18 protein-coding genes and 1 pseudogene are annotated in these 25224 nt (G+C 69.2%); 7 read left to right on the top strand and 12 right to left on the bottom strand.

All coding sequences use genetic code 11. The features are described 5' to 3' along the window. Window positions 1-123: 123 nt before the first annotated feature. The 9 genes and pseudogenes from ACFWWU_RS34455 to ACFWWU_RS34415 form a co-directional block, all read right to left on the bottom strand. Window positions 124-213: pseudogene (locus ACFWWU_RS34455) on the bottom strand (IS5/IS1182 family transposase); the annotation flags it as partial. A 49-nt stretch (window positions 214-262) separates the two neighbouring features. Next, entirely contained in the window at window positions 263-703 is a 441-nt protein-coding gene (locus tag ACFWWU_RS34450) for a VOC family protein (RefSeq protein ID WP_384152155.1), read from the bottom strand. A 245-nt stretch (window positions 704-948) separates the two neighbouring features. After that, a complete protein-coding gene (locus ACFWWU_RS34445) occupies window positions 949-2295 on the bottom strand; it encodes a nicotinate phosphoribosyltransferase (RefSeq protein WP_384152152.1) in 1347 nt (448 codons plus the stop codon). A gap of 53 nt (window positions 2296-2348) precedes the next feature. Next, on the bottom strand, window positions 2349-2528 hold the full coding sequence (locus tag ACFWWU_RS34440; protein WP_384152236.1) for a BON domain-containing protein: 180 nt from the start codon (window positions 2526-2528) through the stop codon (window positions 2349-2351). Further along, a complete protein-coding gene (locus ACFWWU_RS34435; RefSeq protein WP_384152149.1) occupies window positions 2525-3262 on the bottom strand; it encodes a hypothetical protein in 738 nt (245 codons plus the stop codon). Before ACFWWU_RS34435 ends, ACFWWU_RS34440 begins: the two co-directional genes overlap by 4 nt. A gap of 14 nt (window positions 3263-3276) precedes the next feature. Further along, window positions 3277-3822: an RNA polymerase sigma factor gene (locus ACFWWU_RS34430; protein WP_384152146.1), complete on the bottom strand. Its 546-nt coding sequence runs from the start codon at window positions 3820-3822 to the stop codon at window positions 3277-3279. Window positions 3823-3847: 25 nt separating this feature from the next. Then, complete coding sequence (locus ACFWWU_RS34425) at window positions 3848-4327, bottom strand: hypothetical protein (protein WP_384152143.1); 480 nt, start codon at window positions 4325-4327, stop codon at window positions 3848-3850. A 364-nt stretch (window positions 4328-4691) separates the two neighbouring features. Next, the gene (locus ACFWWU_RS34420) at window positions 4692-5246 is read right to left on the bottom strand and encodes a hypothetical protein (protein WP_384152140.1); all 555 of its coding nucleotides are present in this window, start codon (window positions 5244-5246) and stop codon (window positions 4692-4694) included. Continuing rightward, a complete protein-coding gene (locus ACFWWU_RS34415; RefSeq protein ID WP_384152233.1) occupies window positions 5228-12877 on the bottom strand; it encodes a DNRLRE domain-containing protein in 7650 nt (2549 codons plus the stop codon). The genes ACFWWU_RS34420 and ACFWWU_RS34415 overlap by 19 nt, the downstream gene beginning before the upstream one ends. A 1318-nt stretch (window positions 12878-14195) precedes the next feature. On the opposite strand from ACFWWU_RS34415, the gene ACFWWU_RS34410 reads away from it, so the two are divergent. Then, window positions 14196-14672, top strand: a complete 477-nt coding sequence (locus ACFWWU_RS34410) for an MmpS family transport accessory protein (protein WP_384152137.1) — start codon at window positions 14196-14198, stop codon at window positions 14670-14672. 311 nt (window positions 14673-14983) lie between these two features. Further along, on the top strand, window positions 14984-16408 hold the full coding sequence (locus ACFWWU_RS34405; protein ID WP_384152134.1) for an N-acetylmuramoyl-L-alanine amidase: 1425 nt from the start codon (window positions 14984-14986) through the stop codon (window positions 16406-16408). A gap of 416 nt (window positions 16409-16824) precedes the next feature. Here ACFWWU_RS34405 and ACFWWU_RS34400 read toward each other — a convergent pair whose 3' ends face one another. After that, window positions 16825-18150 (bottom strand): M64 family metallopeptidase, encoded by a 1326-nt coding sequence (locus ACFWWU_RS34400; RefSeq protein WP_384152131.1) that lies wholly within the window; start codon window positions 18148-18150, stop codon window positions 16825-16827. A 163-nt stretch (window positions 18151-18313) separates the two neighbouring features. On the opposite strand from ACFWWU_RS34400, the gene ACFWWU_RS34395 reads away from it, so the two are divergent. Both ACFWWU_RS34395 and ACFWWU_RS34390 read left to right on the top strand, forming a co-directional pair. Next, a complete protein-coding gene (locus ACFWWU_RS34395; protein WP_384152128.1) occupies window positions 18314-19654 on the top strand; it encodes a tetratricopeptide repeat protein in 1341 nt (446 codons plus the stop codon). 795 nt (window positions 19655-20449) lie between these two features. Then, on the top strand, window positions 20450-21592 hold the full coding sequence (locus ACFWWU_RS34390; RefSeq protein ID WP_384152125.1) for a twin-arginine translocation signal domain-containing protein: 1143 nt from the start codon (window positions 20450-20452) through the stop codon (window positions 21590-21592). Between the two features lie 185 nt (window positions 21593-21777). On the opposite strand, the gene ACFWWU_RS34385 is transcribed toward ACFWWU_RS34390, so the two are convergent. Together ACFWWU_RS34385 and ACFWWU_RS34380 are read right to left on the bottom strand one after the other, a co-directional pair. Beyond that, on the bottom strand, window positions 21778-21954 hold the full coding sequence (locus tag ACFWWU_RS34385) for a hypothetical protein (protein ID WP_384152122.1): 177 nt from the start codon (window positions 21952-21954) through the stop codon (window positions 21778-21780). 195 nt (window positions 21955-22149) lie between these two features. Continuing rightward, window positions 22150-22599 (bottom strand): winged helix-turn-helix transcriptional regulator, encoded by a 450-nt coding sequence (locus ACFWWU_RS34380; protein WP_384152119.1) that lies wholly within the window; start codon window positions 22597-22599, stop codon window positions 22150-22152. 121 nt (window positions 22600-22720) lie between these two features. Here ACFWWU_RS34380 and ACFWWU_RS34375 point away from each other — a divergent pair, with 121 nt between their 5' ends. From ACFWWU_RS34375 to ACFWWU_RS34365, 3 genes are all read left to right on the top strand, one after another. Beyond that, window positions 22721-23638: an NADP-dependent oxidoreductase gene (locus ACFWWU_RS34375; protein ID WP_384152116.1), complete on the top strand. Its 918-nt coding sequence runs from the start codon at window positions 22721-22723 to the stop codon at window positions 23636-23638. Window positions 23639-24012: 374 nt separating this feature from the next. After that, window positions 24013-24405 (top strand): DUF4267 domain-containing protein, encoded by a 393-nt coding sequence (locus ACFWWU_RS34370; protein ID WP_384152113.1) that lies wholly within the window; start codon window positions 24013-24015, stop codon window positions 24403-24405. A 421-nt stretch (window positions 24406-24826) separates the two neighbouring features. Next, window positions 24827-25219, top strand: a complete 393-nt coding sequence (locus ACFWWU_RS34365) for a hypothetical protein (RefSeq protein WP_384152110.1) — start codon at window positions 24827-24829, stop codon at window positions 25217-25219. The last annotated feature ends 5 nt before the right edge of the window (window positions 25220-25224 follow it).

Raw genomic sequence — 25224 nt, 5'->3', positions numbered from 1 at the left:
GCGTCGAGGGCGTCGAGATCGTCGGACGGCTCCGTCGTGCGGTAGTCGTAGAAGCCGGTGTACGGCTCCGTGAGCTCCCTGCCGTAGCCGTACGAGCCGTCGGGGAGGGGGCGTCCCCTTCGTTCCGTGCCGCTTGATCTTCTCGGAGTGGTACGGGCGGTCGGCCGCAATCCGGTCTATCGGGAGCGGAGTGCCGTCCAGGATCAGGAATGCACACGGGCCTCTGCCGGCCGCTGCTGCGGCCGGTTCGGGTTTCTGCTTCTCAGCGCAGTTGCTCGGCCAGTCCGATGATGATGCCCTCCGGGCCGCGGATGTAGCAGACCAAGTAGTCGTCCTCGAACCGGGCGATCTCGCCGACGAGTTCGGCGCCGTGAGGGCGCAGGCGGGCAACGGTGTCCTCGATGTCGTCGACGGCGAACATGACGCGATGCGTGCCCGGAATGTTGTGCGGGCGGTTGCGCGGCCCGGCGCTGATCGCCGCGGGGCTGCGGTACTTCGCCAGCTCGAGCCGACTGTGACCGTCCGGGGTCCGGATCATCGCGATGTCACAGCGGACGCCGTCGAGGCCGGTGCACTGGTCGGCGAAGAGGCCCTCGACCGCCGCCCTGCCCTCCAGCTCCATACCGAGTTCCACGAAGAACGCGATGGCGGCATCCATGTCCTCGACGACGATGCCGACGTTGTCCATCCGCTGGATCGCCATGCCGGCTTCTCCTTCTTCCTCGTGCGGCCGGTGGTGGCCGCTGATGTCCCTGGGACGGAGCCGGTGGCACGTTCTCGACATCCTCATCCTCAGACCGCCGAACTCAGATCAGCCGCAGCGTCCCTCGACGATTCGCAGCGTGCGCGCTTGAGCATTGCGCCTCCGCAATTAATGACCTGCGGTGCGCCTGGCGGAGGCGTCAGCGTGCTTCCTGAGCGTCACCGAAGCGGAGAGTCGGACGTCCGTCATCCGGGCGCCGTCCGCCCGGAGCCGGTCTGCGCCTCGGTGCGGTGGCGTACGACGGTCGTGAGGGCCGCGAGCCGGGTCGACACCACGGGCGCCGGCGGCACCGGGTCCTCGATGCGCCGGGCGGCCTCCGGTAGCGCGGCGATGTCGGTCTCGAAGCGGGTACGGGAGGCCGTCAGGGTGGTGGGCGGTTCCGTGCGGAGCCCGCCGCGCATCACGGTCCGCAGCAGCGGTTCCGTGCCCTCGGGCGGCTCCTCGTTCCTCAGGCCGATGACGTCGTTGAGGCCGGGATCGCGGAAGACCTGCTTCGGGGCCGGAGCGGTGCCCTTCGCCGCCGAGAGCTTCATGACGGGCCGGCCGTCGTACTCGACCAGTTTGTAGGCCGCGTCCAGGTACGGGGCGTCGGCGGCCGTGCCGACCTTCGTTCCCACGGCGTACGCGTCGATCGGCGCCCCTTCCCGTACGAGCCGGTCGACGCCGTACTCGTCCAGACCGCCGCTCGCGATGATCCGCACGTCCCGCAGCCCCGCCGCGTCGAGGGCGGCACGGGCCCGGTGGGCCTGGGCGCCCAGGTCGCCGCTGTCGAGGCGGATCCCGCACTCCGGGCCGAGCCCGAGGTCCGCGAGCACGCGTGCTGCCGTCGCGACGCCGCGATCGGTGTCGTAGGTGTCGACGAGGAAGGTCACCGGGCCCGGATGCGTGCGGGCGAAGGCGCGGAACGCCTGCTCCTCGGAGCCGAAGGCCTCGATGTACGAGTGGGCCATCGTGCCCGCCGCCGGGATGCCGTACCGGCGCGCGGCGGCGACGTTGCTCGTACCGGCGAAGCCCACCAGTGCGCACAGGCGGGCCGCCTGGACGCCCGCCTCAGGACCGTGGGAGCGGCGCAGGGAGAAGTCCACCAGGGGCCGACCGGCCCCGGCGAGCACGCACCGGGCCGCCTTCGACGCGACCGCCGTCTGATGACAGACGAGGGACAGCAGATACGTCTCCACGAGCTGGGCCTGCGGCAGCGGTGCGGTGACCTCCAGGAGCGGCTCTCCGGCGAACACGAGCCGGCCTTCGGGCACCGCACGGACCTGGCCGTCGAAGGACAGACCGCGGAGCGGTGCGAGGTCCTCCACGGGCCGCCGCAGTGCCTCCGCGAACTCCTCGACGTCGGAGCCGCTCACCCGGAAGCGGGAGAGGTAGTCCAGGGCCGGTTCGAGTCCCGCGGCGACGAGGAATCCGCGACCCGGTGGGAGGTCGCGCACGAAGAGACTGAATGTGGCCGGTGCGCGCATGTCCTCCCGCAGGTAAGAGAGCGCCATCGTGACCTCGTACAGGTCGGTGGTGGTCACCTGGGACATGCTTCGAGCATGCGTGGCGGATCCGCGACCCGCATCGGGAACGCCGGACACGGTCAGGTTCGTCGAGAGGTGAGTCGGCACCGTACGTCCACGACGCCTTCGACCGCACGTGCCAGGCGTTCTGCGAGCGGGAGGCGCGCCCTGTCACGGACCTCGCCGGACAGGGTCACGACACCGGCACTGACCTGGACGGCGACCTGGTGACAGGAGAGCGCGGCGCTGCTCGTGGTCAGCGACCGCGCCCGGCGGCCGGCGTATCCCCGGCAGGCGCATGGGGGTGACGGGCCACATTGCCGGCTTCGGGTGCTGCGGGGGTGTCGAAGGGACTCTTGGAGCGGGGATTGGCGCGCTTGTTCCCGGGCACCGGGGGCAGGGCCGTGGCTTCGGACGTCGGGAGGGAGTCGCAGTACGCCGGGACATCCTTGCCGCCGGCCGCGGCGAGCAGACGCTTCCAGGCCGTGGCTTCCATGGCCCTGCCCCTGCCCAGGGCTTTCTCGTACGCGCCACAGAGAGGCTCGCCCGTCGATGCCGACTGGGTGGCGACGGCGTGGGGAACGGGGTGTGTGGCGGGGGCTCGGGGAGGGGACGGCGAACCTGAGAGTGGGGGTTCGGGCCGCGGGCTTGCGGGTTCCTCCGACGGCAGGGGAGCGGAGGTGGTGCGGTGGGGCTTGGGTTCGCGGGCCTCGGTCTCGTCGAAGAGGTCGAGCGGAACGGCTGCGGCGATCGCTACGCCGCCCAGGGTCAGGCTTGCGACGAGGGCTCCGAGCGCGGTCTTCAGTGACCGGCCCGAGCGGCGTTCCGATACGGGACGCCAGTCCTCGCGGCGTCGGGTGCGCCGAGACGTGTGCAGGCCCGTGTCCCGGGCCGTACGGAACGCGGTGACGGCTGCTCGGGTCGAGGCGTCGTCCACGTCCGTGGGCCGCAGGGCAGCGGCCAGTGCCGCTTCGATGTCGTCGTGTTCCCGCATACCGTTGTCACCTCTCATCCCTTCAGTTCCTTCGCGAGCCGCTTCAGTCCGCGGTGCGCGGCGGAGCGTACAGCTCCGACCCGCTTTCCCAGCACTCGGGCCGCCGCGGGTCCGTCCAGCCCGATGACCACCCGCAGCAGTACGGCCTCGGCCTGGTCCCGGGGGAGCCCGGCGACCAGGGCCAGTGCCTCGGCGGTGGATATCGCCTCCAGGGCCTCGCCTGCCGTCTCCCGCGGGGCGCGCAGATCGAGCACGTCCTGTTCCAGCGGGGCCGTTGATGGTCGGGAGCGCAGGCGCCGTAGGTGGTCCAGAGCGCGGTGGCGGGCGATGGTCGCGGTCCAGCCACGGAACCCGGCACCGTCTCCACGGAACCGCCCCAGGTCGCGGGCTATCTCGAGCCAGGCGTCGGAGGCGACGTCTTCGGCGGACTCGCCGACGAGTCCTCGCAGATATCCCAGCAGCCCGGGCTGCACGATCCGGTACGCGTCGGCGAACGCTTCGTCGTCACCGTCCTGTGCACGCTTCACCGCATGCTGCAGAGCGGGGTCGTCCGCCCTCAAATGATCTTCCTTCGGTCTTTCCCCGTCACGCTGTCCAGTGCTTCACCTTACGCGGCCGCCGGTCGTCGGCCGCACCCCGCGACAGCGGCGGGCGCCGCGCACGCCCCGGGAGCAACAGGAAGAACTCGTACGCGGATTCGTCGGGGCCCAACTCAAAGCGGTTGACCACCTTGCCCAGCGGGTTCCACGCCAGTCCGTCGGGCATGCGGACGCCGACCGGTTGCCGGAACAGCTCGGACGTCGCGGCGTCGAAGTCGACCCAGCGGGCACGGGCCTGACGGACGAGTACCTCGCCGACGTACGCGCCGAGTTCGTGGAGGATCGGCGCGGCCGCGACCGGGTCGTCGCCCCCGCGTCGCAGCCCGTCCACCACGCGATCGACGATCCGAAGGCTGGTCCCGGAGAAGTCGAGGGGGAGCCGTGCCTGTGCGGTCGCGCGGGATGCGAACGCGGAGGCGTACCGGCTCATGTCGGCGGCCCGCAGCGTGTGGCTGACGTGGTCCATCGGTTCCACCCTTCGTGCGCGAACCGGTGCGGTTCTTCCCGGTCCTCCGTGGCTCTGGGGGGCGTCGGTTCTCCGGACCCTCCCGATAACCCAGCGGAACCGGATGCCGGATCATCACGGGTTCGCTCTGTGAGCGCCGCCACATCCTGAAGGAACGGCTGACGGGCGCTGTCGGGGACCTTGCTGGTCCAGGGTGCGGCCGGGACTCCTGGGTGGCCGGGACTCCTGGGTGGCCGGAACTCCTGGGTGGCCTTGGCGACGGCCGGCCGCCGACCGCCTTGACGCGATCCTTCGCCCTCATGGCAATCGCCCCCAGGAAACCTGGGGGCGATCACTCCTCACATGTGTGCGATTCGGCTGCCGATCAGTCGATGCGGTCGCTCAGGCCCACAACCTGGGGGGAATCGCCGGGGAAGTCCCCGGGCATGCCGGGTACGTGGATGGTCCGCCGGTACACGCCGGCCAGGAACTCGACGGCGCCGACGGGGAATTCCGACCAGTCGCCGTTGTCTCCGCGGACGACCACCGGCCACGCGTCCGGGTCCGAGGGGCTCGTCCTCCAGTAGATGGAGTCTCCCGAGTGGGAACTCGCCCAGCCCAACAGGCCACCGGGCTGAGGGAAGGGAACGTAGTCTTCGGTGTCGCCCATCTCGTGCAGATCCTGAAGGATCTCGTCATTCCTTGACTCGGACGCCCATGACGCCTCGGTGCCGGGCCGGGGAACGGACACCACCAGGAAGTCGTCGATGAGCAGGACCGGATACGCCTCCGCCAGAGAGCGGAAGTCCGACGGCAGCGCCGTGCCGAGGTCCGCCTCCAGGACGGCCCAGTCGACGCTACGTCCGCCTGCGACGCGCCACCGCGTCATCGAAGGAAGCGCTGCTTCCAGCTCTTCGACCCTCAGCACGTCGTCTGCCAATCCGTGATGTTCTTGACCACAATGTTCTCGAACAGTACTCCGTCCTCGGTGTAGGCGGACATCGTGATGCTGTCCGGTATACCCGTGGTGTGGCTGTAGTTGACCTTTCCTGTGTACATGACCCATTTCTGGGCGGCCAGCTGCTTCTCCATCTTGATCTCGCAACGCCGCATGCCACTCTTGTTCATGCGCGAGAACCCGGTGAACAGGTTCTCGTCGACCCAGTCGCCGCCCACCTTGTCGCCGACGATATGGGTGCGGTCGAAGATGTTCCCCTTGCCCGACCTGGGGGTGTTCTGCGCGCCGTCCGGGAATCCGTACACATTCACCGAGCCGGTGTCCCTGTCCGCGAGAGGGGCCTTGAGGTCGCTCGGGCAGATCAGCGCAGTCGCTCCCTGGGCCCGCCCGGCGCCGTCGAGCGGCTGGTACTGGAAGCGGGACGACTTCGGGTCGGAGTCACACCGCTGCTTGTTGTCCGTGTCCGTGCCCGAGCCGTCACCCGGCCGGGGTCCGGGACGCGGTTGCGTTGTCGGAGCAGGAGCCGGAGCCGCCTCGTCGTCGGCTTCCTCCATGGCTTCGTCGATGGCGTCACCGATGGCGTCGATGGTGGCCTCGACCGCGACGGTCACGGCTGCGGCCACGATGGCCGCCCCGATCGCGGCGCCCACGACGGCGGCTACCGGCACCAGAACGGCGAACCAGACGATATGACCGTCCAGTTCGACCAGGCTGGTCGGATTGCCGCCGGTGAAGGCGTACCTGTTCCCGGTGTACGGGTCCATGCCGAGGTTCATGTCGGCGAGGGCGCCGGTGTACATGTCCCGGGTGGTGAAGCGGTTCAGGCCCGGGCTGTAGTCGCGGAAGCCCATGTCGTACGTGCCGGACTGGGTGTCCCAGCGCTTGGAGTTGTACCGGTAGGGGTTGTACTCCTCCTTGCCGGGGTTTCCGGCGTCCGGCTTGTCGACGCCGGTGAACTCGGACGTGTCGTCGCTGCCGTAGGCGGTGTAGCCGTACGTGGACTTGGTGTTCCCGTTCGCGTCGGTCACCGCGTCGACGTCCGTGCGACGGTTGTAGCTGTAGTAGGCGTCCTCGGTCGTGCCGTCCGTGTTGCGCTTGACCTGGGAGAGCCGCTCGCCCCACGGGCTGTACTGGTAGGAAGCGGTCAGTTGGCCCGCGACCTCCTCACCGAGCACCTCGCTCGACAGACCGAGGTAGCTGAAGCTGGTCGTCTTGCCGTCGGCGGTCTTGGACTGCGTGCGGCCGAGGGGGTCGAAGGCGTACTTCGTCGACTGCATCGCGCCGGTCCCGTCCATCTTCTGGGACTCGACGACGTGGTCGAAGCCGTCGTACACGCTGCGTCCGACGACCTTGCCCGCACTCGTGACCGTTTCCTGGCGGCCGAACGGGTCGTAGTTGTACTGGAACGACGTGCCGGCCACCGACGCGCTCAGCAGTCGGTTGCGGTCGTAGGTGAACGTCGTGGGTGTGCCCTTGACGTTCTGGCTGACGACGTTGGCGTTGTCGTCGTGGACATAGGTGTCCGTGCCCGCGCCGTTGCCCGTCTTGACCGACTTGGCGAGGCGGTCGACGGGGTCGTAGGTGTAGTCGGTGGTGGAGTCGAGGTACGCCGCGTGGTTGTCGGCGTTCATCTTCTTCGCCACGTCCTGCGCCACGTTGCCGTGGGCGTCGTAGGAGTAGGAGTGCGAGGCGACCAGAGAGCCGGCGGCCTTCTTCTCCGTGGTGCTCCTGACCGCGCCGTCGAGGTAGTAGGCGTAGTCGACGGTGTTGTCGTTGGCCTTGGTCTCCCGCAGGACCTGACCGCGGTCCGTGTACGTGTACGACGTGACCTTGGGGGCGGGGTCCGTGGGCGTGTTGCCGATCGAGACCGTCTTGGTCAGATCACGTATGTCGTACGTGTACTGCGAGAACTGGTCGGGATGGGTGACCGAGAGCGGCTGGCCGGTGGAGTCGTAGGTGTAGGCGGTGCTCTTCTTCTCCTGGCCCGACAGCGACTCGGTGACCTTCTGGATCTGGTCCAGGCCCGTGTACGCGATGGCGTACGTGTCGATCTTGGCGCCCGGTGTGGTGTCGTCGATCGACGTCAGGTTGCCGTTGACGTCGTAGGCGTAGGCGAAGGTCCGCTTCTCGTTATCCGTTTCGCCCGAGTTGTTGCGAACCAGCTTGACGCCGTCGGCAACGACCGCGCCCGTGCTGTTCTGGAACAGCTGGAGCTTGGCCGCGTTGCCCTGGGTGAAGGCGAACGAGCCGAGGCTGACCCAGGCGCCCGCGTCCTTGCTCTGGTCCCGGACCACGTCCGTGGTCGTGCCGTCGGACTTGGTGAGCGTGTACGTGGCGGCTGTGGCCGCGCCGGCGACCTGGGGATACCTGACGTAGGCCGTGTAGGTGCCGTCCTTGGGGATGTTCAGCGTCCAGGTGAACGCGTCGGATCCGGTTCCGGCGGCGTGGATCCGGTGGTCGTAGCCCTGCTGCCCGGTCAGGTTCGCCTTCGTCCACGTTCCGGTCGAGGCGGTGTTCTGCGTGTCGGAGTTGTCCACGAGGGTGACGCCGCTGCCCACCGGCACACCGGCGTCCGACTTCGACTTCAGTTTGCCGTCCGGGTAGAACGACCACGTCATCGTGCGGTTGGACGAGCCGCCCGCAGAGGTCAGGGTCCGGGCCGTCTGGCGACCCAGCTCGTTGTAGTCGTACGTGGTGACGATGTCCCACGGGTCGGTGGTGGACTTGGTCCAGCCGTTGTCGTAGTAGCTGAAGGAGGTGTCGTTGCGGACCGTCTGGCCCTCGGACGGCGGCGTCGAGGTCTTCTCGACCCGGCCCACCGCGTCGTAGAACGTCTGGGTGTAGACGTTCGGGTCGTTGTAGCGGGCATCAGCCGGGTCGTACGGCTGGAACTGCTTCACCGGGCGGTTCATCACGTCGTACTCGGTACGCATGGTGAAGTCGTCCGTGGCGGCCGTCTCCGTACCGCGCGGTGTGATCACCTTGACGGTGTTGCCGGCCTGGTCGTACTCGTACTTGGTCGTCCGGTAGGTGATGTTCGGGCTGGTGCCGGTATGCGGAGCCTTGATCTGTGTCTTCTTGCCGCGCTCGTCGTAGGTGACCAGGGTCTTGTTGTTGTCGGCGTCCTCGGTCGAGACGACCAGCGAGTCCTTGTCGTACGTACGCGAGTTGGTCTTGCCCAGCGGGTCGGTGACCGAGACGGACCGGTGGTTCAGGTCGTATGCGGTCTTGGAGGTGTAGTCGGTGGTGTCGGTGGTCGCGGTCTTCTTCGGGTCGATGACCGTGACGAGGTTGCCGACGTTGTCGTACTCGTAGGAGATCTTGTCACCGGCGAAGTTGACCACCGAGGTGAGTTCGTAGATCTCGTTGTAGTGGTGAGTGGTGACGTAGTCGTCCGGGTTCGCGGTGGTGGCGGTTCCCTTCGGCTGGGTGGTCTTCCTCAGGTGACCGGTCTTGTCGTACGTGTAGTCGGTCCTGCGCTCCGGACCGGTCGGCGTGTCCTTGGGGTCCGACGACGAGACCATCTGGTCCGCGGCGTCGTACGTCGCCGACATCACCGCACCGTTGGGAGCGGTCGAGGACAGGACGTTGTCGTTGGCGTCGTAGACCGGGGCCGGGGTGGTGACCACGACACCGGATGCCTGGTCCTTGGGCACCGTCTTGCCCAGCGGACGGCCGAACGTGTCGTACGTCTGCGTGGTGCTCTTGTCGAGCGCGTCGGTGACCCGGGTGACCTGGCCACGCGCGTCGTAGACGAAGGCCGACGTCTTGTTCAGTGCGTCCGTGATGGTGCTCGGGAAGCCGACCGGGCCGAAGCCGCCGTAGTGGGTCGGGTTGCCGTTCGGGTCGGTCGACTTCGTCAGCTGGCCGAAGGCGTCGTACTCGTAGGACGAGGTGTAGTCACCGGCGGTGGTGGTGGCGACGCCCTTGGGGTCGGTGACTGTCTTCAGGTTGCCGAACGGGTCGTACCCGAACTGCCAGGTGCGGCCCTCCGGGGAGGTCTTGCGGAAGAGGTCGGCCGAGAAGCCGTCCAGGCGGATCTGGTACTCGAACTTCTGCGCGTTCGCCGGGTAGATGCCCGGGGCGCAGTCACCGGACGGGGGGACCCCGGCCTTGTTGTTCTCCGCGTCGCGCTTCCAGAGCGGGTAGCCCGTCTTCGGGTCGTAGCAGTACGCGGTCTTGGCGCCGTTGGCCTCCTCCAGGTAGACGACGTTGTTGTCCGCGTCCCACGACATCTTCGTGGACTGCGACTTGGCGTTCGTCGTCTGGACCGGACGGCCGAAGTCATCCGCCACGTAGTCGGTGGCGCGCGACTCGGCGTCGGCGACCCTGGTGTCGGTGAACTTGGGGTTCGTGGCGTTCACGGCATAGGTGAAGCCCGTAGTGCCCTGCAGACGGTCCGTGACCGACTTGGCCCACCAGTGGTACTTCGGGTCGTCACCGGTCTGCGGCGCGTAGTAGGCCAGGTTCGTCGCGTTGCCTCGCGGATCGGTGGCCTTGACCAGCTTGACGTTCTTGTTCCCCTGCGTGGCGTCGTAGGTGAACGTGAAGTCCTTGGGCTGGCTGGAACCGACGCCGTCGGTGATCTTGCCGAGCAGACCCTTGTCGGTGTAATGGAAGGAGACCTTGCGGCCGGAGATGTCCGTCATGGACTTCACGTGGTCGTAGATCTTGGAGTTGGTCAGGTTCGAGCCCGTGACCTTCGCGCCCAGGTCGTTGACGTACTCGTAGGACGCGTCACCCTTCTTGAAGTAGTCGACGGTGAGGGACTGACGGCCGGCCGGGTCCGTGACGTAGGTCAGGAACTTGGTCGGCTTGTTGTTGGACTTGCGCTCCTCGTAGGTGAACGTCTGCGTGTTGCCGTTCTTGTCCACCGTCGAGGTCAGGTAGCCGTCGCAGCCGAACAGGAATCGAGTGCCGTCCGGGCGCGTGAGCGTCCAGGCATCGGGGACCGGGTCCTTGGTGGGCTTGCAGTCCAGGCCGGCCTTCATCGTCAGCTTGTAGTGGACACCGGCCGGTGCCTTCCATACGCTGCCGGCGGCGTCCCAGCGGAAGACGTGCGTGGTGCCGTCACCGTCCGGGAGGCGGATCTCGGTCGGGTGCGGGTTCGGGTGGAAATCGAGCGGCGCGCCCATGCGGATGGGCCCGGAAGCCTGGAACGACCAGCCGTGTCCGGCGACCGTGTCACTGGTGTCGAGGCTGTTGTACGCGAACCGGACGAAGGTGCTCAGACCCCGGCCGGGATTGGTGAACGCGTTGTACTGCCACACGCTGTTACCGGCGGCCAGGTTGTTCATGACCGTGGATCCCGCGCCGGTGTTCTTGCCGGTGTAGTTGTAGAACTTCTCCATGCCGAGGCTGTTGGAGGTGGGGTCCTCGACCGCGACGTTCTGCTTCAGCGACGGGATGCCGCCGGTGCCGGCGGAGAGCCAGCTGCCGTCGGAGATCCTGCGGACGTCCCAGCCGAGCACGTACTCGTTGCGCTTGTTGCCGGAGTCGGAGTTGATCGGGGTGGCGACCTTGGCCTGGATGGTGGCCGACTTGCCCGGCAGCAGGGCCGGGATCGCGGTGGACAGCTGGTTGCCACCGGTCGTGACGTCCGTGCCGTCGGGCAGCTTCCAGGTGTACGACAGCTGCCGCTCACCCGCTGCCCACGCGGTGGACGTGGTGTTGGTGACCGTGAACTCCACCGTGTACGTGGTGTTCGGCGTCATCCGGGCCGGAGTGGTCGGCGCGTAGTACGTGTCCTCGGTGGTCGAGTCGACGTAGATGACCTGCATGTACGGCCGCAGCTGCGGGTCCGAGGCCTCGGCGGACAGGAACAGGGTGCGCTCCTGAGGGCCGGTGGTGGTCTCGTCCTTCAGCTTGACCAGGACGCCCTTGTTGTTCGCGGGGGTCTTGACCCAGGACTGCATCAGTCCGGTGGCGTCCCACCAGTGGCGGCCGACCTCGTCGGTGATCTGCGGGACCGTGTCGGAGACGGTGGCGGAGAAGTCACCGCCCGCGGTGGTCCACGGGGTCGTCGAGTTCGCGTTGTTCCACGTGGCCTGGGTCTCGGTGAAGTCCCGGCTCAGTGAGTGGAGTTCGTAGATCGCACCGTTGGTCGTGCTGGTGGTCTCCGCACCCCACATGTACATCTTGTTCTCCAGCACCGTGGCGGTGGTGGGGATGGATGTGGTGGGGAACTTCAGGGCGGCGCGGGTCTTGCCGTAGGTGCCGGAGTTGTTGCCCACGCTCAGCCAGGTCTGCGCCTTGCCGGAGACCAGACCGTCGTGGTTCACGGTCGGCTGCTGCGACGAGAGCGTGGTGTCGACCTGACCCGCCTGGATGATCCTCATCGTGCGGCCGGCCTTGGGGATGCCCACGATCCGGGTCGGCGACCCGAGCAGCTGCCCGTTCTTGGTCTTGACCGCGAGCTGGTAGTAGTACGACTTCCCGATCTCGCTGGAGCCGGAGTCCGGCGTCGGCACCGCCGTGGTGTCCGTGTAGGCGGTGGCCGTGGACGCGATCGGGGCGATCAGCGTCGCGGCGGACGGGGCGAAGACCTGCTGCGTGGAGCGGTGCAGCTGGTACTCCACGATGTCCAGACCGGTGTCACCATTGCCGTTGGCGTACGCGGGCCAGGAGAGCTCCGGACCGGTGGAGTGGACCACGGTCGGCGAGTTGAGCGATGTGCCGACAGCGCCGTAGGTCACCGTCAGGCGCGGATACGTGGACGTCTCGTCGCCGTAGGTGTTGCCGTCGGCGGCCTCGTAGCGCGGGCCGCCCTGCGGGGCGGTGCCCGACTCGTCCTTGGCCTTGAGCACGAAGCCGTGGTTGGCCGCCGTACCGGAGACCCACTTCTGGACCGTGTCGGCGACCGGGAAGTCGTGCCACTTGTTGTAGTCCCAGGCGGCCTTGGTGATCTCGGCGGGGTTCGCCAGCCGCACCGAGTCGGCCAGCGCACGGGTCGTGGCCGAGCCGGTGTCACCGAGGGCGATCTTCCCGGCGTTGCCCTTGGCGAAGCTGAGCTCCGCCGCGTCGAGGGTCTTCCAGACGCCGCCGGTGCCGGTCTGGTTGACCGTGTAGTTCTTGGTGCCGCCGTTGTGGGTGACCGTGTACGGGGCGGCCGTGGCCGCGTCCGCGGCGGCCGGGTAGTGCACGTCCACCCGGTAGGTGTCGGTCTCCGGGACCCTCGGCTGCCAGGTGTACGACTCGCCCGTGAGGGCGTTCTTGTTGGAGGCGTAGTCGTCGTTGGTCGCCGCGCCGCCCGTGGTCGTACCTCGCGGCCATTCGCCGACCGCGGCCGTACCGGCGTCACCGTCGTCCAGGGACACGGTGGTGCCGGACAACTCACCGACCAGCGCGCTGGTGTTGGACCAGGTCGCGGGCGAAGCACCCGCCTCGCTCCATGCCCCGGTGGCCCGGTGCGCCTCAAGAGCGACAGCGTCGCCGTTGGTCGTGTGCGACTGGTCGTAGTACAGACTCAGGCGAGCCGCGTCGACCTTCACCCCGGCCGGGATCTCGCTCAGCGGGAACTTGATCAGCGAGCGGGCGATGCCGGTGTCCGTCTTGCCGACCGACAGCTTCCAGGTGTTGTTGAAGTTCACCGCCGGCTGGTCCGACAGGACCATCGTGTCCTCGGAGACCGAGGCGATCGGCGTGATCGTGATCGTCGGGTCGATGACGACCGGATACTGGCGCTCCTTCGCCGCGAGCCACTCGGCATCCGGCGTGACAGTCAGCTTCCAGCCCTTGCCGTCGGCGTCCCGCACCAGCTTCTGGGTGACCCTGGTGCTGTACGTGCCCCCGGTGACCGACTGCGGATCCTTCTTGGCGTCCGTCATGTACGGAGCTGGGATCACCATCACCGGAGTACCCGGGGCCTCGCCGAAGAAGGCGATCGAGCCGTCCTCGCGGGTCTTCGGCGTCAGACCGCCCTCGGTGTCCAGGGTGAAGGTGAACGACACCGGACCGGCCGGGCGTTCGGCGAGGACGATGTCCTCCTTCACCTGGCCGTTGCCGACCCGGTACGACAGGTCCGCGCCGGAGACGGCGTCCTTGTAGACGACCCGGTCGCCCTCCGCCTCCGGCTTGAGCGCGCCGGCACCGGTCAGGCCGAAGGTGACCGCCCCGCCGCCCTCCGCCTCGAAACGCATGAACCTGCCGGCGTCGGTGCCGAACCAGCTCTTGCCGGCGTTCGCGGTATTGGCGAAGTCGAAGCCCTTGTCCTGGGTGGAGCGCACGGTGGTCTCGACGGGCTTCCAGGAACTCCCGGACCTGTACGACGTCGGCACCGCCGTCAGCTCGGCCTCGATCCGGCCGTCCGAGAGCTGCCAGAAGCGCGCCTGCGAGGTGCGCTTGCCCGTCAGCTCCTTGACCCGCTTCGCCTTCGGGAGCTTCTCACCCTCCGGCAGCTTCTCCCGGCTGGGTATCTCCAACGCCCCGCCGACCGGGGGCCTCTTCGCCTCCTCACCGTCGTCCGAGAACCAGCCCGCGATCGTGTCGAAGACACCGGTGCCGTCGCCCGTGGACGACGACGGTTGAGCCGCATAGGCGGCCTGCGGCAATAGCGTGCCCGCCACCGCCGATACGACCAGACAGGAGAGGAATCTCCTGTGTGGAAATTTCACCACGATACCTTTCGGTATCGGCGTACCCGAATCGCCGCACGCGAAATGGGCACGCCGAACGAGCCGGAGCGGATGTTTCCGCCCGGCTTGGAGCGATGCGCGATGACCGCGAGAAGCAGAAGGACGCGAGCTCGCGGAGTCGCAGGGGGGCTTTCTAGCCAGCCTTATGACGCCAAGTCAACCCTGGTTACATAAGGGACAATCGCATGCGCTGGAGAGGTGCTGTTCGCCCGATTCTTCCGCCCGCTCGCGCTTGACCGGTGGCGTGGTGTATAACCGCCCGGTTCATCTGTCAGTTCACCGAAAGCCGGGCTCTTCCATGTCATCCAGTGAAATCACGGAAAACGCCGCACAGCAGGAAAGCGAAATCGAAAGCGCCGAGGGCTCGCCGGGCCGACGGGGGCTGCTGGTCGCCGGTATCGTCGTGCTCGCCTGTCTCGGGCTCGCCGGCTACGGCGTGCTCGACACCGATGAGCAGCCGAAGCCCCAAGCCGCGCCGACGGCCGAGGTGACGTACGAGGTCACAGGGGCGGGGACGGCCGAGATCTCCTACCTCGCCCGCAGCGAGGACGGCGCGGCCACGGTCGAGAAGAGCGTCACGCTTCCCTGGAAGAAGTCTGTCCAGGCGCCCCTCGGCAAGGCCCCGACCGTCGCTGTCGTCCTCGACGGAAAGGGCGGACAGGCGGCCTGCACGCTGGCGATCCGCGGCAAGCACGTCCAGCGCGCCACCGCCACAGGCGAGTTCGGACGTGCCACGTGCTCTGGCGAATCGCTTACCGGCAACGCCGAGAGGTGACGCGTCGCTTTTGAACACGTGCTGTCCGGTTTGCGTGTCCGGGTGTGCCGGAGTGGGCGCGTCGTGTATAACCGCTGCGCTGTGCGGCGGGAATGCGGGGTCCGAACTCCCCGAGGCAAAAAAGGGATTGACATTACAGGCTCTCCGAAACTGTACTGCCGCCCCTCGTTTCCCGTCCCACGACATACGGATCAGCTGCGACGCACAAGGGATGGGACATGAGTCCGAGAGGTGCCCGCGCCAGGCGGGCAAACGGTAAGAAGCGCGTCACGTGGATCGTGGCGGGAGTCGTCGTCCTGGGAGGAACGGGTGTGACCGCCGTCGCCGCCTCGGCAGGTGGCGAGGACGCAGGGCCCGGTGACGGGACAGGGCCGGCGAAGGCGCATGTGCTGGCCCTGGGCGGCAAGGACCCGAAGAGGCGCGCGCTGCCGCGCACCGGGACGCAGACGTTCTCGCTCATCGGCGTCTCGTGGGAGGACGGCGGCGACGCCTTCGAGGGCACCGCTCAGATTCGTACCCGCAAGGCGGCCACCGGCGAGTGGAGCGAGTGGCGCGATCTCGACTTCGACGTACGGGCGCCGGAGTCCGCCGAGGGCGAAGAGTCGGACGTGCGTGGCGCCTCGGAGCCGCTGTGGGTCGGCCCGTCGGACGGGGTCGAGGCGCGGGTCGTCGCGGACGGCGAAGAGACCGCGGTGCCCGACGCGCTCCGCCTCGACATGATCGACCCCGGTGAGACCGTCAAGGGCAAGGACAAGAACAGCGGCAGGAAGGAGAGCGGAAAGGGGAGCGGCAAGCCCACCGCCTACCCCGACGCCACGCAGACCATCCCCGCCGACCCCGCGCCGCAGCCCTCCGATCCGGTGCCGACCGACGCGCCGACGACGGCCGAGCCCGGCGCCGATCCGAGCGACACGACAGGAGACCCCGGCAGCGGCGAGGCATCGCAGCCTCCGACCGAGGAGCCGACGGATTCGACCGGCGCGCCCCAGGACCCGGCCCCGTCCACCACCCCGACCGTGTCCGCCCCGGGCACGGACCCGACGGAAGGGCCGACGGACGAACCCACCGGACCCGCTCCCACGACCGAGCCCGGCCGCACCCCCGAACCCAGCGCCACCGCTCCGACCGCCCCCGCTATCGTCGGCCGTGCCGGCTGGGGTGCGGACGAGTCCCTCGTCCAGGACCCGCCCTCGTACCTGAACAAGGTCGACGCCGTCTTCATCCACCACACCGCCGGTACGAACGACTACACCTGCGCCGACTCTCCGGCCGTCATCCGCGCGATCCTCACGTACCACGTGCGGACGAACGGCTGGAACGACATCGGCTACAACTTCTTCGTCGACAAGTGCGGCACGGTCTTCGAGGGCCGTGCCGGCGGCGTGGACCGGCCCGTCCTCGGAGCGCACACCTACGGGTTCAACAGCTATTCCTCGGGCATCTCCCTGCTCGGCGACTACGAGAACGGCGGCACGCCGACGGCCGCGGCCAAGCAGGCCATCGCCGACCTCGCCGCCTGGAAGCTCGGTCTGTACGGCATCGACCCGGAGGCGAAGGTGACACTCACCGCCGCCGCCGACACCGGCGTGTGGACCAAGGGCCAGGCCGCCACCTTGAACACCGTCTCCGGACACCGCGACGGTTACGCCACGCTCTGCCCCGGGGCGACCCTGTACTCCGCGCTCCCAGGGATCCGTACGGCCGCGGGCAGTTCCCCGTACGCCACCGGAAACTGACGAGCACGACCACCACGAACCACAGCGGCCGGGAACTCCACAGAGCCCCGGCCGCCTGGCGTCGCACGGCGCGCCTCAGCCGATTGTCGTCCGCGGGTTCGCCGACGGCTTGACCGGCCCATGCCGACGGGAATCGCCGTGAGCGGACCGCGATCTGTGGCTCGCTCCCGAGCGTGCCGACGCCGTCGCGGCGACGGCGTCGATGGGCGCGGCGGTTGTTTGGTTCGTGGTGGAGGCCGACCGGCACGGTGTTATGGGTAGTTGTGGGTGTTGCCGAACGCCTGGTGACCTGTCTCCAGTCGCAACGGCTGCCGGAGCGAGCATGCCGCGGGTCCGGTGAAACCGCCACAACGTCACGTTCCTCGACGGCGTCCGAGAGCCCGCCACGAACCGCGACGCCTGCCCGCCGGAGCCCGTCAGCGCCGGACCGTCCAGCTGACCGTGGACCTCATCGTCCGTGCGATGCCGCGGTCCCGCACCGAGGGCGTACGGTCCTCGGCGGTGAGGGACAGTGTGTGCGTCCGACGATCGAGCCGCCGCAGGGCCAGGTCGGACACTCGTACGTCGGTGCGGCCCGCGAGAGACTTCATCTCCCGCCCGTCCAGATACCAGCGGATCGTGAGCTGACGCCCGTCCGCCCCCGTCAGCCGGGGTACGAGGGCTTTGGCGGTGTCGCCCGTGCGGAGCGTGCGATCGGTGGCCGTGACGGGGGAGGCGATGCGCGCCTCGCGGTAGAAGCCGGCGATCATCGCCTCCACTCCGGGCAGATTGAACGGCTTGCCGAGGGAGCGCATCAGGGAGTTCTCGGTGGGGCGCCGCAGCCCGGTGACGTAGTAGCCGCCGCCCTCGTACGTGCCGACGGTGCCGCCGTCGGGAGACTGCTCACCGAGCCAGCGGTGCCACTTGGTGCCCCGGGCGGCCATCTCGTCGGCGGTGAGGGTGGTGATGTTGGAGTCGGCGGGCTCGGGGCCCAGGTACCGCTCGTAGCCGGGGTAGTCGGGGTAGAAGTACTCGTCGGCGAGCTTGCCCAGGGAGTGGCCGGTCTCGTGGATCGCGACCTGGCCGGACTTCTCGTTGCCCGCCGAGGCCGTTGATATGCCCTCGTAGCCGAGGGTCTCGCTGCGCTCGTTGTAGCCCGCGCCGCCGTACTTGGCGCTGTTGGCGAGGACGAGCACCAGGTCGGCCTCCGGCGCCTTCGCGACGTATCCGTCGACCTTCTCCTGGTCGATGCAGAGCAGCCGCTCGATGTCGTCGCACCAGAAGTACGAGCCGAGGGCCGTGTCCCGGACGGTGTCGGGAGAGGGGTCGCCGGAGACGCCGGACTGGTTCGAGACGGCGTCGACGGTCCAGACGTTGAAGAGGTTGCGGTAGGTGGTGTACGGCTCGACGGCCGTCAGCTCGGCCCATTTCTGCTGGGCGTCGGCGTGGAAGCGGGGCAGTTCGGCGACGGTGTAGCCGTCTCCGACGACGACGATGTCGAGCCGGTCGGCGGTGGGGCCGTTGTCGACCATCTTGGCCACCTCGCCGTCGGCGGCCACCTCGGTCGAGGTCAGGCGGGAGGCCGTCTGGTTCCGACCCTCCGGCGGCACATGCGTGTGGCCGGATCCGGCGAGCGTCCCGTGTTCCGGCCCCGGTATCTCGACCTCGACTCCGGCCGTGGGGGGTGCCGTCGGGTTCGCGGCGGCGCTGCCGGGTGCGGCGGCGAGTACGGCCGTGAGGGCGACGGCCACTCCGGCCGTCATGGCTCCTCGTCGTGCTGAACGCATGAAATCAGCCCCTTGCCAGGCGAGTTAAGTGCATCAGTAAATGTGTTGAACGAGTCGCTTAACCTAGGGGGAAGGCGAGGGCGTGCGCAATGCCTACTGCATCTGGATACTGGGCAGTTCACGAACCAGGGGGGTCCGCATGGACGATCCGGCCACGATCGGCCACCGAGTGCAGCGACTGCGCGCTCAACGCGGGCTGACACAGCGGCAGTTGGCCGAACCTTCGTACACCCCCGCGTACGTCTCGACGCTGGAGTCGGGCAAGGTCAGGCCCTCGGAGACCGCACTGCGCTTCCTCGCGGAGCGGCTCGGTACGTCGTATGAGGAGCTGGCCACCGGCCGGCCCGCGCACCTCGCCACGGAGCTGCGGCTCGCTCTCGTCGACGCGCGTCGGCAGCTGGCCACCGGGACGGCGCAGGAGGCCGCCGTGTGCTACCGGCGCCTGCTCACCGACGCGGAGCACCTCGGACTCGTTCCCGAGCAGGCCGAGGCGCTGCTCGGGCTCGGCGACTGTGCTCTGGAGACCGGTGAACTGGTCGACGCGGGCCACCACTTCCAGGCCGCCGAGCGGCTCCTCGCCGAGGAGCCGCTGCCCCGCCGCGTACGCGCGATCCGGGGCCGTGCCGTCGCACACCTCCTGGCCGGGGAGCTGCGTTACGCCTGCTACCTCCTCGAGTCCACCATCGACGAGCTCGGCGCGAGCGGCCTGGCCGACCCCGAGGCGCTGGTCGTCCTGTACGCCGCCGTGATCGGCCCGTACATGGACATGGGCGCCCACGCCCGTGCCGCGCACGCCGCCGAGCTCGCCCTGGCGCTCGCTCCGCAGGTCGACGACCCGGCGCTGGTGGCGGGCATGCACCGGCAGGTGGCCCGCACCTTCCTCGCCGAGGGGCGCACTGCTGACGCGGACGCCTCGCTGGCCAAGGCGCAGGCGATCTACCAGCAGCTGAGCCTGCGTACCGATCTCGCGCACTGTCATTGGATGCGCGGCTACGTCCAGGCTCAGAAGGGAGAACTGGCGGCAGCCGAACAGGAGTTGCGTGCCGCCCGGGACATGCTGAACGTCAAACGCGCGGCGCTGTTCACCGCGCAGGTGGAGGTGGAGCTGGCCGATGTCCTCCGGCGGCTCGGACGGCACGGCGAGGCGTCGGATCTGCTTTCCGCGTTTCTTGAGCTGGGTGACCGGCACGGCGCGGTGCACGCGGGGGGTGCGCACAGGCTGCTCGGGCTGATCGCCGAGGAGCGGGGGGACAGCGAGACCGCGGAGGAGCACTACGTCATGGCGCTGGGGCTGCTGGAGCGCAGCGGTGCGAGCGGCGACCTCGCCGATCTGTGCCGTCTGCTGGGCGACCTTCTGCGCCGCGGCGGCCGCACCGAGGCCGCGTTGGACGCGTACCGCACGGGGCTGGGGCACCGGTCGCCCCCTGGCACGACGACGCTGGGGCCGGCTCCGACGGCACTGGCGTTCCCGCGGCACTGACGGCCAGGTCGACCTGACGACGATGACGTCGCACACGGTCCGCGCAACGGACTGCCGGGGCTTCCGTGAGGTCAGGCGCCGGGGCTGTGCGCTGCCAGGCTCGGCGACCCGCGTGTCACGCTTCCGGCCCCGCCCCTCCTTGATCCCGGAACCACCTACGACCGGCACGCGATCGACGTGAAGCCGCACCCCCTGCATGCGCCGCCCTTGACGTGCAAGGGGTGCGGCATTCCGGTGTCGGCCCGGTCCTCCCACGCGGACGGCCCCGAATCCCGGTGCTCCCACTACGTCAAGCCGCCCGGCCGCGACCACACGTCGACCTGTCAGGGACTGGCGGAGTCAGCGGAGGGCGGCCGCCAGGCGTGCGGGGGACCGTTGCGGCGGTGTTTGCCGAGGGCCTGGCCGAAGCCGCGGACGGCGGCGAGCCGGCGGTGTGTTGCACGTGCCGGGTGCCGACCGGGACTGTAGGGGCTCCGGTCGGCAGATCGTAGAGCCCTCCTCGGATGACGAAGACTCGCTCTCTCCCGGACGTGCCCGGCCGCGGTTCCACGAGGCTACGCATCCTGACGCGCGGCACAGCCGGGCTGTGTCCGCTCTCTGGTGGGTGACGGCGCGGTGCGGGGTGCCGGCCCAGGGGGCGCGACAACCCGATGCGTGCGGGTGCTCGGGATCGTTGTCTGTCTGCCGGGAACACCGGCGCGGCGGTGCCTTCCCCGCGGGGAGGGCGGGCCGCGCGCCGTCCACTTGTGTTCCCCGCCCCTCGCCCGGCGAGTGGGCCCTTACGGAAGGCGGAGAATGACCACACGCAGAAGCTTCCTCGGCCGGACCACCGCGGCCGGCGTCATGGCGGGCCTCGCGGCCTCACCGGCGGCGGCCGAGGACGGGAGCGGGGCACCCGCCGGAGACCCGGCCGTTCGGCGCGGTCGGGCCCGCGACGCGATCGTGGCGGTCAACAGCGGTATGCGGGCGCACTACGCCGCGCTCAAGTCGGATCTGATCGCGCAGCTCAGTCCCGTCCTCGTGGTCCAGAACGACGCCAGGGGCGGAAGGTTCACCCTCGTCCACGACGGCACGCAGGAGTCGCTGCATCCCGTGGGGGAGGTGTTCGAGCTGGCGAAGTCCGTCAGCCATGTGCCGCTCGGCGTCTTCTCGATCATCGCGCCCCACCTGAGCGACAGGATGCCGAACCTCCCCGGCGCGGACCGCATCGATGCGCACGACCTCGCCATGGTCGCGTTCAAGGACACCGCGACCACCGACTGGATCACACCGCTCCGGCAGTACGCCGACACGCTGGCCGCCGCCCGGCGGCAGCTCGACCAGGCCGGCATCCCGCCGGAGATGGTGGTCTCGTGCGCGCGGGTGCTCGACGGCGCACTCTCGTTCATCGAGGTCTCCACCACGGCCCGGTCCTTCGACATCAGGTCGTTCGAGGACTTCTCCGCCAGCGTGTACGCGGGCATCCGCACCAACATGAGGTACGCGGCCGAGGCCCAGATCGCGGGCGTGCAGGGCGTCCTGCGGAAGTGGCGGGCCCGGATCGGCGAGGAGGCGTGGCAGGACCTGTACACGGTCGTGCTGTCCCAGTGGGCCACGTCCGAACTGAACCAGAACTCGATCATCATCAGGCCGTGCATGAACCCGGCGAAGGTGGCCACCCATCTGATCGACCTGCCGGCCGCCGAGCCGCTCTCGGACCCGGTCTTCGTGGCCCTGGACAACCTCGCCAGGATCGTGCAGGACAACATCGCGGCCGAGTTGGTCTTTCCTTCGGACCGGGCGGCCGCCGATGCGCTCAAGGGCCCGCAGGATCTGCTCGCCGACGAGATCCTGGACCAGCTCGGTGCGGCGACGCCGGGCACGGCGGCGTACTCCGCGCCTGTCGAGGCCGGGAGGGGCGCCTGTCCCGTCACCCGAAGGGGCCCGGCTTCTCCGTAGGGGGTACGGCGCACGTCCTCTGAGGCCGGCTACGCCTCCGGGGCCGCCCCCGCCGGCAGCAGCGCGCGGGTCAGCCGGTCGAGGCCGCTCGTGCTCGACGGCGCCGTCCCCGTAGGGTGCCGGCTCGCGCCTGGGCGGGGGGTCGCCGTACCGATCCGGGTGTCCTCCCGCTCGCTCCAGCTCGGTCAGGCGGCAGGTGTCCGGCCGCGCGGCGGTTCGGTGGAGAGTGGCGACCAGATCCTGCGGCCTTCGTCGGAGGCGTCGGCGCCGCGGCTCACCGTGCCGGTGACGCCGGCGACTATGGTCAGTACGGTCTGGTCGGGCTCGGCCTCGGTGTGGCTGAGGACGACGACGAGGATCATGCCGTCCAGCAGCCAGGACCCAGTTGAAGGTCTGCGAGAGAGTGCCAGTGAAGAGTCGTCATCGGGTCGTCAGCGGTGTAGCCCGAGCGACCTGGTAGTTGGTGCTGACAGACCGTGGCGGACTGGTGCCGACATGAGTGACGAAGAGCCATGACATTTCCACGCAGACCATCACTGCGGGTTCAACCAGCAAGCTCATTGTTCGGCTGCCGTGCGGTGGTGTTCCTCGCGGTGGGCGAGTACGTCGGTCATGTGCGTTTCGGCCCAGTCCTTGAGGCCGGCCATGACGTGGTTCAGGGACAAACCGAGGTCGGTCAGTTCGTACGTGACGGTGACGGGCACGGTGGGCGTGACGGTACGGGTCACCAGGCCGTCGACTTCCAGGGAGCGCAAGGTCTGGGTGAGCATCTTTTGGCTGGCGCCCGCGAGCCGGCGGGACAGTTCGGAATAGCGCATCGCCCGGGGCCCGTCTTCGTGGTCGACCCCGGGGCGGTGCGGGCCGTCGGCGCCGAGCGCCGCGAGGATCAACGCGACCCACTTGTCGGAGATGCGGTCGAGCAACTGGCGGCTGGGGCAGCCGTCCATGAACGCGTTGTAGCTCGCTTTCGCCTCGGCCCGCTGCTGAGCCGCCGTCTGCGTCGACATCGATCGCCCCTTCCGTACCTGGAGGCAGCTTACGCACTTCCAAGTGCCTTCTTCCGCTGCGGAATCCACGAAACGAGCATGGAGCACGGAAACGATCTCCCCACCGCAGAGGAACAAAGTCATGGGCACCCCCACTTTCCGCACCGCCGTCGTCCGCGTCCCGAACGGGCCCGATTCGATCGAGGTCATCGAGGTTCCAGTCGTCGATCCTGGCCCCGGCCAGATCCGAGTCGCCATCGCCGCTGCGACGGTCAACCCCACCGATCTCGGCGTCGCGGCGGGCTTCTTCCACTCGATAGGGCTGGTCGATCAGCCCGAGCACACGGGCCTGGGCTGGGAGTTCGCCGGCGTCGTGGACGCGTCAGGGCCGGGCGTCGACCTGGCCATCGGCACCAGGGTGGCCGGTCTGGTGGTCGGCTTCGACCGCGACTACGGCACGTACGCCGAGCAGATCGTGGTGGCAGCGGCCGACGTCACCCCGATCCCCGACGAGCTGGACCTGCTAGCCGCGACCACGGTCCCCCTCAACGGGCTGGCCGCTGCGCAGGCCGTCGACTTGCTCGGCGACGCGCCCGCCAGGGCCGCCCGGCTGCTGGTGACCGGAGCCGCGGGGGCGGTCGGAGCGAACGTCGCCGTCCTCGCCCGGGAACGCGGCTGGCAGGTGACCGGGCTCGCCCGCGCCGGCGACGAGGAGTTCGTCCGCGGCCTCGGCGCCGACTTCACCACGCACGCCGAGCCGGAATGGGACGCAGTCGTCGACCCCGCCCAGCTGAATGGAGCAGCGCTCAAGCTGGTCCGCGACGGCGGAGCCTACGTCGGGCTGCGGCCAGGCCTCGAACCGTCCGCCGAGCGCGGGATCTCGGTCGCCTCCGTGGTCACCGCTTTCGACAGCGCACGACTGGCCGACCTCCTCACCCGCACCGCCGCGGGCGAACTCTCGGCCCGCGTCTACGCGGTCGTCTCGCTGGACCAGGCCGCCGAAGCCCACCGGGCCACCGCCAAGGGCGGCCTCCGCGGCCGCTACATCATCTGCCCCTGACCAGCCCCGGCGCCGAGTGCGCCGCCGACCGGGCCCACCGGCACCGCCCGCCGGAAACCTCCAAGGCCAGCGGCCGGCCCATGCTGCGCCGCCGACCGCCGACCGCCGACCGCCGACCGCCGACCGCCGACCGCCGACCGCCGACCGCCGGCCCGGCCACGACATCGGCGGCATCGCCGAAACCAGCGAGCAACAGCAGCCCCAGCCATCAGGACGTTGCTCGGGACAACGCCGAGACGCCCGGGCAACAGACGAAGTCCCCTCCCGCTCCTTGCTGTCAGTGATGCGGCTGCGATGCCTCGCAAGGCGATCCGATGCCCGCCGCCGACCCGTTCCGTCCCGCTCCGCCGTACGACACCCTCAGGAGACCCGCCATGACCATGAAGCGCCTCGCCACCGTCCTCGCCGTCCTCGGCGGCCTGTTCCTCCTGTACACCGGGATCAGCTACCTGCTCGCACCACAGGCGACGGCCGAAGGGTTCGGGCTGCCGACCTGGCCACAGGACCAGGGGAAGGGCTTCTTGGCGGTCAAGGGCATGCGGGACATCGGCTTCGGGCTGGTGATACTCGCGCTGCTGCTGGCCGGGCAGCGCAAGGCGCTCGGGCTGGCGATGGCGGCCATGGCCGTCGTCCCGGCCGGCGACATGCTGATCGTGCTGAACGCAGGCGGCCCGGCGGCGACCGCGTACGGCGTCCACGGACTGGCTGCCGCGACGGTCGCCGTGACCGCGGGACTGCTGCTGCGCGACCGGTCGGCAGCCGCCTGATACCCGCCGCGAAAGTGGATCTTGGTCCGGGGTGGCCGTCGGGTGGGACGGGGAGAGCCGTCCCCCTCGCATCGCTCCTGATGTGGGCGCGCCCCTTTGACGACAACTTCTAACGAGCTCGTGCATGGTTGTGGGTGGCGCGTCGAGAACTGCGGTTTGCCGTCGGGTTCACATCCGCGGATCGCCAAACAGGGTGGCGGTCTGCTGGTGTGAGAGCAGTCCGGCGACGGCTTGGACAAGGTCGGTCATGTGCTCGCGGCGGCCGTGGTGGCGGGCGAGGGGCCCGCCAGGTCTTCAGGTGCGCGATGCCGTGTTCGACCCGGATCCTGCGGGAGGAATGGGCCTTGCGTTGGCGTTCATACATCTCCTCGTACCACTCCGGCGGGTCCTTCTTGAACTTGCGATGCGGTGGTGTCACCACTTGGCCGCCAGTCTGGGCGCCCAGGCCCTGGTAGCCGGCGTCGGCAAGGATCTCCACGCCCGACCGCCTGGTCAGCAGCCTGACCAGGCCTACCAAAACGTCGTGGGTGACTCCGTGCCGCAGATGGACCAGCGTGACCAGCAATCGGTCGATGAAGACCAGCTTGTGTTTCGCCCCGGCACCGACCGCCCGCCGCCGGGGTCGTGCCGCGAGAACGGTCTGGTGCCGCTCATGCCACAACGGGCCTATCTCGGCGACCAGTTCAGCGATGACATCGGGCGACAGGCCCGTGATCCGCTGGCTTCGGATGATGGCCGCACGCGCCCGAATCCCCACCAAGCCAATCATGATCCACGATCATGGTCTCGACGCGCCACCCATGACCATGCATGAGCTCG

It is taken from the genome of Streptomyces sp. NPDC058650 (assembly GCF_042717315.1).
In the GTDB taxonomy this organism is placed as follows: domain Bacteria; phylum Actinomycetota; class Actinomycetes; order Streptomycetales; family Streptomycetaceae; genus Streptomyces.
This window is presented reverse-complemented; position numbering and strand designations above follow the sequence as displayed.